Here is a 12029-nt window from a genome sequence, read left to right as displayed (position 1 = left end):
TGTTGGTCGCGCCAGCGCGGCCGTGGTTCGCCGGGAAGCAGATCGGGCCGGGTTCCCTCAGTCAACCCCGATATGCTCCCGATATTGCGGCAGGTCATCCGTGATCTCGTGCCAGGGCGCTTTCGAGCCCACGAAAATATGGGCGCTGGGCCGGATCGAGGGGGTGTCGATCAGAGCTCCCATAGCGACATGGGCCCATTTTCCCTCACGCACCTGGGAATAGAGCAAGGAGCCACAATGGGCGCAATGCACATCGTGGGTGATATCGTCGCCGAAAATAGTCCGCTGGTCGCCGCCCCTGACGATGCGGAGCTTGTCTCGCGCGATACCGGCGAACGGCTTGAAGGCGGAGCCGGTGGTGCGGCGGCAGTTCGAGCAATGGCAGTTCATCGCATAAGAGAATTCGTCGGCCACCTCGAAGCGCACTGCACGGCAATAGCATTCGCCGATCAGGATACGAGCGTTCGAAATCTCTGATCCAGTCATCATGATGTCCTTGCGCAAACGGTCTGGACATTCCATAGCGCATTTTGATGTGTACGACTAAGCTCGCCTCAAGCCATCATTCAAAGGGATGACCCATGAGCCCAAATCGTTCAAGTCTCGAAGCCGTCGTGCAATCCTATTTTGACGGCCTCTATGAGGGCGACGCCGAAAAGCTCGGCGCCATTTTCCATCCCTCCGCCGACCTGCGCTGGGTCGAGAAGGGCGAATTGCAGGTGCTGACCGTGCCGGACTGGCTCGACCGCGTGCGCAAGCGTCCCTCCGGCAAGGCTGAAGGCAAGCCGCGAGAGGATTTCATCGTCACCATCGACCGTTCTGACGACAAGACCGCCTTCGTCAAGGTCAGATGCCAGCTGCCGCCGCGCTATTTCACCGACTACCTGGTGGCGATGAAGCTCGCCGACGGTTGGCAGATTGTCTCGAAATCTTATCGATACGACCTGAGAGAGTGATGGGCTCAACCTTCCGCTGCCCGAAATCGGGCGCGCTCGTCTCCCATTCTCCATCATTGCGAGTGAAGCGAGGCAATCCAGAATCCCTCCGCTTCGCTCCGCTCGCAACGACAATGCGGATAGAGTGCGCCGCATCCCCCATCTTCATTCGCGCGAAAGTCCCCCATGCTGCTCGACCGCCGCTCCCTGCTTGCCTCGCTGTGCTGGATGGCCGCATCTCCTGCGCTGGCCGCGGATGCGCCGCCTGAACTCGAAACATACGAACGCGAGAGCGTCGGGCGGATTGGCGTCTATGCGGAAAATCTCGCGACCGGCGCCAAACTCGCTTGGCGCGCCGACGAGCGGTTTGTCATGTGCTCGACATTCAAGGCCTCGCTCGCGGCCTGTGTGCTGGCGCGGGTCGACCGCGGCGAGGAACAGCTTGCCGCCATGATTCCCTACGGCCAGGACGACCTCTTGGAATACGCGCCGGTCGCGAAGCAAAATCTGGCGGCCGGCGCAATGTCGGTCACCGAGATGTGCAAGGCGATCGTCGAGCTCAGCGACAACACTTGCGCCAATCTGCTGCTGGCGCGGATCGGCGGGCCGACCGCGCTCACCGCGTTCTGGCGATCAATCGGCGATACCACCTCGCGGCTCGACCACAACGAGCCCGAGCTCAACCGCTCCCAGCCGGGCGATCCCCGGGACACGACGACGCCGGCGGCGATGGCCGGGAACCTGCGCCGCATGATGCTGGGCGGAGCATTGTTGCCGGCCTCGCGCGCGCAGCTCACCGAATGGATGGTGAACTGCAAGACCGGTGCGAACCGGCTGCGCGGTGGCCTGCCCGCAGGCTGGAAGATCGGCGACAAGACCGGCTACAATGGCAAGGACGCAGCGGGCGACATCGCGGTGGCTTGGCCGAAGCCCGACACGCCGATCCTGCTTACGGCCTACGTCCAAGGCGGCACGCCGACTGCCGCACAGATCGCGGCGGCTTTCGCGCGGATCGGCCGGATGGTGGCCGAGCGGCTGGCGTGAGCCGCGCGCATTGACGTTGCCGCCGCTTCCGGGTCAAGACAGGCCATCATGGAAGCGAAGTTTCAGACCTTTCTCATCCTGCTGGCCGTGCTGGCAGGCGTGGCGCTGGCCGCACGCCGCTTCAACGTCGCCCCTGCCATCCTGCTGATGTTGGCCGGGGTCGGCCTCGCCTTCGTGCCGGGCATGCCGTCGGTTGAACTGCCGCCGGAACTGGTGCTGCTGATGGTGCTGCCACCGCTGATCTACTCGGCAAGCGTCGCTATGAGCTGGCGCGAGTTCAGGAAGAATTTGCGCCCGATCGTGCTGCTCGCGGTCGGCGCGGTGATCTTCACTGCGGCAATGGTGGCGGCCGCCACGCATTACATGATCGGCCTGCCCTGGACCGTTGCCTTCCTGTTGGGGGCCATCGTCGCGCCGCCCGACGTGGTGGCGCCGCTCGCCATCGCACGCCGGCTGCACATGCCGCGGCGAATCCTGGTCGTGCTCGAGGGCGAAGGGCTCGCCAACGACGCCACCGCGCTGATCCTGTACCGCTTTGCGCTCGCTGCAATCATGGTCGGCCATTTCTCGCTGCCACTGGCGGCCGGCGAATTCCTCCTCATCATCGCCGGCGAGATCGCCTTCGGCATCGGCGTGGGGTGGCTTTCCCTGCGTCTCCGCAAATGGTCGGGGGATCCGCAGGTCGAGCTCACGCTGTCGCTGATCACGCCTTACGTCTCCTATTGGCTGCCCGAACATGTTGGCGGCTCCGGCGTGATCGCGACGGTCGCCTGCGGCCTTTATGTGAGCTGGAACGGCCCGCTGCTGATTTCTTCCGCGACGCGCCTGCAGGGCATCTTCTTCTGGGACCTCGTGATCTATTTGATCGAAGGCCTCTTGTTCCTGCTCACCGGCTTTCAGATGCGCGCGCTGTACGAGAAGTCGAAGGCCTTTCCGCTCGACGACATCGTGATCGCGACCGCCGTGGTCCTGGTGATCGTCGTCATTGCGCGCTTCGCCTGGCTCTATCCCGCGACCTATCTACCGCGGATGTTCAGCAAATCGCTGCGCGAGCGCGATCCGTCGCCGCCCTGGCAATGGGTGTTCACGCTCGCCTTCACCGGCGTGCGCGGCGCGGTGTCGCTGGCGGCTGCGCTGGCGCTGCCGTTCACCCTGCCGAGCGGCGAGGCGTTCCCATATCGCGACCTGATCCTGTTCGTCGCTTTCGGCGTCATCTTCATCACCCTGATCGGTGTCGGCCTGACGCTGCCGCCGGTGGTGCGCTGGCTCGGCGTCGCCGAGGCCGGCCGCAACGAGCATGTCGGCGAGCATGAGGCCGAGATCGCCGCGCGTCGTCAGGCTCTCGAGGCAGCACTCAAATCGCTCGACGCGCTGACAGCGGAGAAGGAGGTGTCCGACGAGGTGATGCGGCTCCTCCGTGCTCGCCACGAGATCCGCATCAGCCAGCTTCCGGATTTGCTCGATCCTACGCACCACGACGTCTCCGCCGCCGGCATCGCGTTGACCCGGGAGCTGATCGTCGCCGAGCGCAAATTCATCCACGACCTGCTGCGCGACGGCCAAATCACCGACGAGACAAGGCGAAGGATCGAGCGCGACCTGGACCTTGAGGAGGCGAGTTTGGCGAATCGGGAGTATCGGGGCGCGCCGCTGTAGCTTCCCGCCGTCATTGCGAGCGCACCGAAGCAATCCAGACTCTTTCCACCGCGGCCGCCTGGACTGCCTCGTTGCGCTCGCAATGACAGTTGTTTGAACGAACAGGCAGTCTATCGCCTCTCGCAGAACTCCCTCATCGCAGCCGCAACGGCCCCCGCGACCGCGTCCTGCCGCTCCGACGAATTCATCTCCATCTCCTCGTCGCGGTTGATGATCGAGCCGGCCTCGAGCAGCACCGCGGCGCTTCTCGTCCGCGAGAGCACGACGAGCCCGTCGTAGCGATAGACGCCGACGTCCTTGTCGAGCAGCTGGCGCCGGTAGTGGCCCATCACTGGAAGGGTGTATTGCCTCGCATAGTGCAGGCCCTGCTCTTTCAGCTGCCTGCCGATCATCCGTGCCAGCAACAGGCTGGTGGCGAAGTGCGGATTCTGGTGCGACACGAACAGCGAGTGGCCCGAAAAGCGGTCGCTGAAATAGCTGTTTGCGCCATCGAATTCCCAGGTCTCGAGCAGCTTGTCCGGCACCGAATCGTGATGGACCGACAGGAACAGATCGGCGCGGCCGTCATTCGCGGCACTAACACGCTTGAACAGGCTCGCTCTCGCCTTGCCGTTCGTCACGAGCAGGCGGGTTGCGGCAAAACCTTCGGATTTGAGTCTTGCGGTGATGAGACTTGCGAGACGCAAGTTGAAGCCGAACTCCGGATCATTGCGCGCGCTCAATGCGCCGTAGGCGTCTGGGGTGTGCCCGACATCCACGACGATGCGGAATTTCGCCATCTCGCATTTGGCCGGCGACGGCTTCGGCCTGGGTCTCGCGATCTTTCGCGTAGCAGCAGCCTCGCCGACGTCGACAAGCGCGAGCGGCGACAGCAGGATCGAGGCGATGAGCCCGGCGATGATGCTGCGCGACTGCCCCAAGCTCTACTCCGCTGCCGCGATCCGCGGGCGGCCGACGAAGCCCGCGACATCACCGAAACGTTCCAGCATCACCGCGGGCAGGTCCTTGGTCTTGCTGGTGACGCAGGCGCCGGAGCGCACCGCGTAGCGATCCTGGTGCGCCGCCTGCGGCGGCGGCTCGCCGTGCTGGAGCGCCCGCGCCAGATCCATGACGGTTTTGCGGAAATGCATGATGCCGAGATCGGTCGGGCCGAGATGCTCGCGGGTGCGGTCGGCGATCGGCCCCTGGCTGTCCTGCACGGCAGCGTCCTGCTCGGAGACGCCCTTGATGCCGGTGTAGCTCCTGGTCTTCTGGAGCTTGCGGTCGATCAAATAGTCGTTGCCCTTGTGGCGGAGCGGCACGTAATTGTCGTCGACCTCCGCGATCACGCCATTACCGCGATCAAAAGCGTCGCGCTCGGCTTGCGTCAACGGACGCTCCGGATTCCAGGCATAGGTGTAGATCCAGCAATTGGTGTCGGTCACAGGCACGAAGGTCTGGCCAAAGATATTCTCGCCCGGCATCGCGCTCGGCGCATAGGCGTGGAACGGCATCAGGAATTGCGCGATGCGCCAGTAGATGTTGTCGCCGCCGGTCAGCCGGCCACCGGCGATGGTCAGCCCCGCCTCGTGGGAGCTGACTTTGATGATCGGGCGCGGGTCCTCGGCGATCCAGCGCATATGGTCCGTGTTCACGCGGGTGAGCGGATTCACAAAATGCCTCTTGATGTCCAGAATCTCGTTCTCTTCCTTGTCGAAGGAGAGATGGGCGAAGGTGAAATGCGCGGTGTCGATCGAGCCTTCGAGCGCCTGCACCCAGTTGCAATCCTGCCACTTCTTGCTGACGTAGCGATGCGAAGCCGGCAGCAGCGCCAGCTCGAGATCGGGCAGCTCGGGCATCGCTTCGGCCGGGCCCATATAGGCCCAGATCATCTCCCCCATTCGCGGACCGGATAGGATTTGATGCGGATCAGATCCTTGGCGTTGAGATCGGGATAGGAGGTCGGCATGTCGACGCAACGTCCGTCGGTGTCGAACTTCCAGCCATGATAGACGCAGCGGATGCCGCATTCCTCATTGCGCCCGAGCCAGAGATTGGCGCCGCGATGCGGGCAATATTGGTCGATGACACCGACGACGCCGTTTGAGTCGCGAAAGGCGAGCAGCTCCTCGCCGAGCACGATGATCTTCTTCGGCTCGCCGTCAGGCTCGGGGAGCTCTTCAGAGAGCAGGACGGGAATCCAGAAGCGGCGCAGCAGCTCGCCCATGCCCGTTCCGGGGCCGGACTCGGTCAGGAACTTGTTGTCCTCGGCGCGGAGCATGTGATCCTCCCGATTTGTTTTCGGGAAGATTGGCGCGAGAGCGCAAGGGCGTCAACGCAAGATAGCGCCCCCTGTCCCGGACGTGGCGCGCCATGAAATGCCGCGACGCAGAGCCGGGCCATCGCTGCCACCTAGGGCCCCGCTCTACCGCGCTGCGCTGCGTCCGGGCACGAGCTTACACCGGCCGCTCACCCTTCACCGTCACGCGCGTGCCCGAGCGCGTATGCGGCCAGTAATCCCACATCGCGCGGTGCTGGGTGCAGCGGTTGTCCCAGAACGCGATGGCGTTCTCGGTCCAGCGGAAGCGGCATTGGAACAGCGGATTTTCGGCGTGCTGATAGAGATAGGCGAGCATCGCGTCGCTCTCGTCGCGCGGGATGCCGTTGATGTGGCGGGTGAAGCCGCGGTTGACATAGAGCGCCTTCCTGCCGGTGACCGGATGCGTTCGCACCACGGGATGCTCGGCGTGCGGATAAGAGGGGCGGTCCGCGACGCCGTAATTGGCGTAGAGTCCACGATAAATCGGCTCGCCGTCATGCAGCGCAGTGAGCCCGTCGAGATAGACCTTCATGCGATCGGACAGCGCCTCATAGGCTGCATACATGTTGGCGAACAGCGTGTCGCCACCGCGCGGCGGACATTGCTTAATGTAGAGGATCGAGCCCATCGGCGGCTCGAGATCGCAGGACACATCCGAATGCCAACCCTCGCCATTGGCACGCGGCGAGTTCTTGTCGGCATAGATTTTCATCAGCGCCGGGTCTTCATCCTCATGCGGCGCAGCGGGATGAAAATGCAGCTCGCCAAACTTGCGGCCGAAGGCGAGATGCTGTTTTGGCGTGATGTGCTGATCGCGAAAGAAGATCACGAGGTTTTCGGCAAGCGCGCGGTGGATCTCGTCCATCTGCCGGTTGGAGCGGGTGTCGCCCTCGACGAGCCTGCCGATGTCGACGCCGGAGATTTCCGCGCCGATGATCGGGGTGAGCTTTTCAACCGCGATGGTCTCGTAGGGAGCACCGTCTTCGGCGGTGTGGCGATAGCGCGGACCCTGCTTGCCGGCGAGTGAGCTCATGGCGGTTGGCTCCCGATCATTGTTGATTGAGAGCAATGTAGCCCGGCTGGAACGATGCGCAATCTGAGAACGGTCGTTCCACGATGGGCAAGGCCCCGGATTTCGCTTTCGCTCCATCCGGGCCACAGGCGCTTGATGGGCCCGGCGATGCGCGCTGATGCTTTTTCCGATAGGTTGGGCGAAAAATCGGGGAGAAACAAATGGCCGAGGATGATCCTTCGACACTCCCTTCTCAGCCTCCGAAGCCGAGCGGACGCCATCCGCTGTTCGGAGCGTCGAAGGACGTTACATTCGTTCCCTCTGGTGTCGATCTTACCGAACCAGCGGACCCGGATTGGGGCGAAGCATATGAGCAACCGAAGCGGTGCTGACCTCGATCACTCCGCCGCCGTCACCGGCACCTTGGCGCCTTGGCCGTAGCGCTGTTCGATATAGTCGATCACCAGCGCCTTGAAGTCGGCGGAGATCGTCGGGCCGCGCAACGTGCGGAACTTCTTGCCGTCGACGAAGACCGGGGCGGCCGGGGCTTCGCCGGTGCCGGGCAGCGAGATGCCGATATTGGCGTGCTTGGACTCGCCGGGGCCGTTGACGATGCAGCCCATCACCGCGACGTTGAGCTCTTCGACGCCGGGATATTTTGTCTTCCAGTTCGGCATCTCATCACGGATGAAATCCTGGATCGAGCGGGCCAGCTCCTGGAACGTGGTCGAGGTTGTGCGGCCGCAGCCGGGGCAGGCCGCAACCAGCGGCACAAAGGTGCGGAAGCCCATGGTCTGGAGCAGTTCCTGGCCGACCTGCACTTCACGGGTGCGGTCGCCGCCGGGCTCCGGCGTCAGCGAGATGCGGATGGTGTCGCCGATGCCCTGCTGCAAGAGAATGCCGAGCGCGGCTGAGGACGCCACGATGCCCTTCGAGCCCATGCCGGCCTCGGTCAGCCCGAGATGGATGGCATAGTCGGAACGTCTGGCGAGATCCTGGTAGACCGCAATGAGATCCTGCACCGCCGAGACCTTGGCGGACAGGATGATGCGGTTCTTCGGCATGCCGAGTTCTTCGGCGCGCGCGGCCGACAACAACGCGGACTGCACCATGGCCTCGCGCGTCACCGCGCGCACGTCGCGTGGATTGGCCGAAGCAGCGTTCTCGTCCATCAGCTTGGTCAGCAGTTCCTGGTCCAGCGAGCCCCAATTGGCGCCGATGCGCACTGGCTTGTTGTTCTTGTTGGCGATCTCGATGATGTCGGCGAACTGGGTGTCGCGCTTGTCCTTGAAGCCGACATTGCCGGGATTGATGCGGTATTTGGCGAGCGCTTCGGCGCAGGCCGGATAGGCCGCGAGCAGCTTGTGACCGATATAGTGGAAGTCGCCGATCAAGGGCGTGGTAATGCCGCGCTTGAGCAGGCCGTCGCGGATGTGCGGAACGGCGGCGGCAGCCTCCTCCCGGTCCACGGTGATGCGGACCATTTCTGAGCCGGCGCGCGCGAGCGCTGCGACCTGGGCAATGGTGCCGTCGATGTCGGCGGTGTCGGTGTTGGTCATCGACTGCACGACGATCGGCGCACCGCCGCCCACCGAGACGTCGCCGACCTTGACCTGGGTGGTTCGGTGCCGGGGCGCGGGGCCCGCGATGTCGGAATCGAGAGGGTTTTCGAGCTTGTTCATGGGGTCCAAATATCAGGTTTTGGTGACGTTCAGCAATGCATCGCGCGCCGCCGCAGCCGATGAGCTGGGACGGTTAACCAGAAAAAGCCCAGCAATTACAAGGACCGCGGCGGCCCCGAATGTCAGGCTTAGGGTGTCGTGCATGATGAAATAGCTACCGACCACGCCAAACAAAGGGGTGATGAAGGTAAAAGCCGACAATTTGCTGGCCGAATACGTCTTCACCAGCGCGAACCAAAGCGTGAACGTGGTTCCAACCACCCAGATCGCCTGGAAGGCCATGAGAGCGAGGGACAGGGGCGCAGGCGTATGCGTGACGGATTCGCCGAACAGCCAGGCTGCCAGGCCGAGGATCGGGATCGAGGTCGCGACCTGATAGCCCAGCGCCTTCTCGGGCGCGGCGAAGCGCAGCCGCGTGCCCTTGGCGACCAGCGTGGTTGCCGCCCACAGCGCCGCGCCGCCGACGATCATGAGGTCACCGAGCAACACCTTGGCATCGACATCCGGCTGCGGCACGCCGATGGCGAGCGCGACGCCGGCAAAGCTCACCGCCAGTCCCAGCCATTGCGTGCCGCCAAGCCGTTCGCCGAGCACCTGATAGGAGCCGAGCGCGACGAAGAACGGCGCGGTGTAGAGGAAGACGACCGCCCGAGAGGCCGGTGTGAAGCGCAGGCCCTGGAAGATCAGAACGAACTCGATTCCGAACATCAATCCGGCGATCAGGCCGGGCTTCCAGGTGCGGTCACGTTCGAAGAAATTGACGTCACGAAGGGTGCCGATGATGAATAGCACCGGCAGCGCGCCCATCGAGCGGATCGTGGCCTGGAGCATCGGCGGGATATCCGGCAGCACCAGCTTCACCGCAATCTGGTTGAAGCCCCAGGTCAAGCACAGCATCAGCATCAGGGCGATGGCGCCGACGCTCAGCGGGCGACCGGCGGAGGATATGGCTTGTGGTGAGGACATCTCTTCCCGACTACCGGCGTTGTGCCGTTGTTACTTGAGCGATCGGACGGTGGGGCTCTTTACCTCTCCCCAGCGGGGAGAGGTGGACACCGCGGCCTTGGGTCGAGTTGATCGCATTCTTCAGGCAGCTTTCTGACAATGGGTGCAGATGCCCGTGATCTCCACCACGGACAATTTAGGAGCGAAGCCTGAGCTGCGCGCAGCGGCATTGAGTTCCTTGGCGAAGGAGGCCGACGGGATCTCGCCGACCAGGCCGCAGCGTTCGCAAATCAGGAACGCCACCGCCGAGGTCGCGTCGTGGTCATGGGCGGCGCAGGCCAAATAGGCGTTACGGCTCTCGATGCGATGCACGAGGCCGTTGGCCATCAGAAAATCGAGAGCACGATAGACCGTGATCGGCGCTGGTCGCGCCATCGACTTGGCGAGTTCGTCGATCACCTCATAGGCGCCAAGCGGGCGGTGGCTGGAGAGGAGCGCCCCGAGCACCTGACGGCGGATCGGCGTGAATTTCTGCGCGCGCTGCTCGCAGACCTGTTCGGCATGCGCCAGCGCATCCGCAGTGCAGCGGTCGTGATCGTGATCGGGCGCGGGAAATGCCGTGTTTGCGAGGGTCATGCGGGACGCGTTCTAGCATTTTGCTGATGGAACCCAAAGCGCGACCGGCAACGCGGCTGCCAGCCATGCTCTTGGAGCGGGACGGCGTCCCGCTAATCCGCCATGAAATAATCATAAGCTTGCTTATTATATTCCAGGCTTATTGGAGACGAAGCTCATGACCCGAGGGTCGGTCGACCAGAATTTCCTGTTCACGCTGGGTGAGCTCTACCGCTTGTTGCGTGTCTATGCCGACAAGGAGGCGTCCCGTTTCGGCATCACCCGCGCGCAATGGGCCGTGCTGTCCAAAGTCGAGCGCAGCGAGGGCATGAAGCAGTCGGAGCTCGCCGAGCTCCTCGAGATGCAGCCGATCACGCTGACGCGCCTGATCGACAAGCTCTGCGACAATGACTGGATCGAGCGCCGCAGCGACGCCTCGGACCGCCGCGTCAAGCGCCTGTATCTGAAGAAGGCGGGCCGGACATTGCTCGGCCGGATGAGCGGGCTGAAGTCCGAAATCACCGCCAATGCGCTCGACGGCATCAACGCGGCCGACGCCCACCGCCTCCTCACCCAGCTCGAAACGATCAAGGAAAACGTGCGGACCGCGATCCAGACATCCGGAGCGGAACAAGCACGCAAGGAGCAGCGCTATGGCTGATCAGGTCCTCAAGTTCCAGCCCGAGCAGAAGATCGACGGCGGCAAGCCCACAAAGAAGGCTGGCACGGATCCGCGCCGCCGCGTGGCGGCGGGCCTGCGCCGCTACCGCCGCTTCCTCCTCCTGGTCGTCCTGCCGGTCACCGTCGCCATCGGCGGCATCACCTTCTATCTCCATGGCGGCCGCTATGTCGGCACCGACGACGCCTATGTCGGTGCGCAGAAGGTGCTGGTGACGCCCGACATCTCGGGCAAGATTCAGAAGGTGATCGTGAGAGAAGGACAGTCCGTCAAGCAGGGCGACGAATTGTTCGAGATCGACCCCGTTCCGTTCCGCCACGCAGTGGATGAAGCCAAGGCGCAGCTCGCGCAGGCCCGCACGACCTATGAGAACCTCGTCGCCAATATCAAGATCTACGGCGACATGCTCAACCTTGCCCAGCAGGGCGTCGACCTGAAGCAACGCGATGTCGAGCGCAAGCAGGCGCTGGTCAAGAACAATTACGGCTCGCAGCTCGATCTCGACAACGCTGCCAACGCGCTGGTGACCGCAGGCGCACAGGCACAATACATCAAGCAGCAGCTCTCCAACGCCAAGACGCAATTGCTGGGCGATCCCTCGTTGCCGCTGGAGCAGTTCCCGCCTTACGCGCAGGCGAAAGCCAAGCTGGACGACGCCCAGCGCAACCTCGACCACACCGTCCTGCGCGCGGCGATGGACGGCGTGGCCACGCAAGTGGAACAGATCCAGCTCGGCCGCTACGTCGCCGCCGGCACGCCGGTGTTCTCCATCATCGACGTCGCCCATCCCTGGGTCGATGCCAATCCGAAGGAGAGCGATCTCACCTACGTCACCGAAGGACAGCCCGTCACGCTCGAAGTCGACGCATTTCCGAACCACCTTTTCAAGGGCAAGATCGGATCGCTCTCGCCCGGCACCGGCGCGCAATTCGCGATCCTGCCGCCGCAGAACGCCACCGGCAATTTCGTCAAGGTGGTGCAGCGCGTGCCGATCCGGATCTATTTCGACGAGACCGACAAATACGTGCGGAAACTGAAGGCCGGCATGAGCGTCTACGCCACCATCGACACCGGCCATCGGCGCTCGCTCGCCGGCCTGCTTGGCCTGTCAGCGACCGCGGGCCAAGGCCAGGACAAAGAATAAACCTGAGAAGGACTGATC

At 63.6% G+C, this 12029-nt stretch carries 13 protein-coding genes; 5 read left to right on the top strand and 8 right to left on the bottom strand.

Annotation, left to right across the window (positions count from 1 at the left end; genetic code table 11):
- Window positions 1–57: 57 nt before the first annotated feature.
- On the bottom strand, window positions 58–486 hold the full coding sequence (locus IVA92_RS06110) for a GFA family protein (protein WP_247282055.1): 429 nt from the start codon (window positions 484–486) through the stop codon (window positions 58–60).
- 95 nt (window positions 487–581) lie between these two features.
- Here IVA92_RS06110 and IVA92_RS06105 point away from each other — a divergent pair, with 95 nt between their 5' ends.
- From IVA92_RS06105 to IVA92_RS06095, 3 genes are all read left to right on the top strand, one after another.
- Window positions 582–956 carry a nuclear transport factor 2 family protein gene (locus tag IVA92_RS06105; RefSeq protein WP_247281957.1) on the top strand — a complete coding sequence of 125 codons (375 nt, stop codon included), beginning with the start codon at window positions 582–584 and terminating at the stop codon, window positions 954–956.
- Window positions 957–1121: 165 nt separating this feature from the next.
- The gene (bla, locus tag IVA92_RS06100; protein ID WP_247281958.1) at window positions 1122–1979 is read left to right on the top strand and encodes a class A beta-lactamase; all 858 of its coding nucleotides are present in this window, start codon (window positions 1122–1124) and stop codon (window positions 1977–1979) included.
- A 48-nt stretch (window positions 1980–2027) separates the two neighbouring features.
- Window positions 2028–3635 (top strand): Na+/H+ antiporter, encoded by a 1608-nt coding sequence (locus tag IVA92_RS06095; RefSeq protein ID WP_247281959.1) that lies wholly within the window; start codon window positions 2028–2030, stop codon window positions 3633–3635.
- Between the two features lie 110 nt (window positions 3636–3745).
- Here IVA92_RS06095 and IVA92_RS06090 read toward each other — a convergent pair whose 3' ends face one another.
- The 7 genes from IVA92_RS06090 to IVA92_RS06060 all read right to left on the bottom strand — a co-directional run bounded on the left by IVA92_RS06090 (window position 3746) and on the right by IVA92_RS06060 (window position 10209).
- Window positions 3746–4555, bottom strand: coding sequence for an N-acetylmuramoyl-L-alanine amidase (locus IVA92_RS06090; RefSeq protein WP_247281960.1), 810 nt, complete (start codon window positions 4553–4555; stop codon window positions 3746–3748).
- Between the two features lie 3 nt (window positions 4556–4558).
- Window positions 4559–5506, bottom strand: a complete 948-nt coding sequence (locus tag IVA92_RS06085) for a ring-hydroxylating oxygenase subunit alpha (protein WP_247281961.1) — start codon at window positions 5504–5506, stop codon at window positions 4559–4561.
- Window positions 5503–5895 (bottom strand): Rieske 2Fe-2S domain-containing protein, encoded by a 393-nt coding sequence (locus IVA92_RS06080; RefSeq protein WP_247281962.1) that lies wholly within the window; start codon window positions 5893–5895, stop codon window positions 5503–5505. The genes IVA92_RS06085 and IVA92_RS06080 overlap by 4 nt, the downstream gene beginning before the upstream one ends.
- A gap of 175 nt (window positions 5896–6070) precedes the next feature.
- Window positions 6071–6967 carry a TauD/TfdA family dioxygenase gene (locus IVA92_RS06075; protein ID WP_247281963.1) on the bottom strand — a complete coding sequence of 299 codons (897 nt, stop codon included), beginning with the start codon at window positions 6965–6967 and terminating at the stop codon, window positions 6071–6073.
- Window positions 6968–7344: 377 nt separating this feature from the next.
- Window positions 7345–8628: a flavodoxin-dependent (E)-4-hydroxy-3-methylbut-2-enyl-diphosphate synthase gene (gene ispG / locus IVA92_RS06070; RefSeq protein ID WP_247281964.1), complete on the bottom strand. Its 1284-nt coding sequence runs from the start codon at window positions 8626–8628 to the stop codon at window positions 7345–7347.
- A gap of 12 nt (window positions 8629–8640) precedes the next feature.
- A complete protein-coding gene (locus tag IVA92_RS06065; protein WP_247281965.1) occupies window positions 8641–9594 on the bottom strand; it encodes a DMT family transporter in 954 nt (317 codons plus the stop codon).
- A gap of 120 nt (window positions 9595–9714) precedes the next feature.
- A complete protein-coding gene (locus IVA92_RS06060; RefSeq protein WP_247281966.1) occupies window positions 9715–10209 on the bottom strand; it encodes a transcriptional repressor in 495 nt (164 codons plus the stop codon).
- 157 nt (window positions 10210–10366) lie between these two features.
- Here IVA92_RS06060 and IVA92_RS06055 point away from each other — a divergent pair, with 157 nt between their 5' ends.
- Both IVA92_RS06055 and IVA92_RS06050 read left to right on the top strand, forming a co-directional pair.
- On the top strand, window positions 10367–10849 hold the full coding sequence (locus IVA92_RS06055) for a MarR family transcriptional regulator (RefSeq protein ID WP_247281967.1): 483 nt from the start codon (window positions 10367–10369) through the stop codon (window positions 10847–10849).
- Window positions 10842–12011 (top strand): HlyD family secretion protein, encoded by a 1170-nt coding sequence (locus IVA92_RS06050; protein ID WP_247281968.1) that lies wholly within the window; start codon window positions 10842–10844, stop codon window positions 12009–12011. The genes IVA92_RS06055 and IVA92_RS06050 overlap by 8 nt, the downstream gene beginning before the upstream one ends.
- Window positions 12012–12029: the final 18 nt, after the last annotated feature.

This window comes from Bradyrhizobium sp. 154, from assembly GCF_023073875.1.
Classification (GTDB): Bacteria; Pseudomonadota; Alphaproteobacteria; order Rhizobiales; family Xanthobacteraceae; genus Bradyrhizobium.
This window is presented reverse-complemented; position numbering and strand designations above follow the sequence as displayed.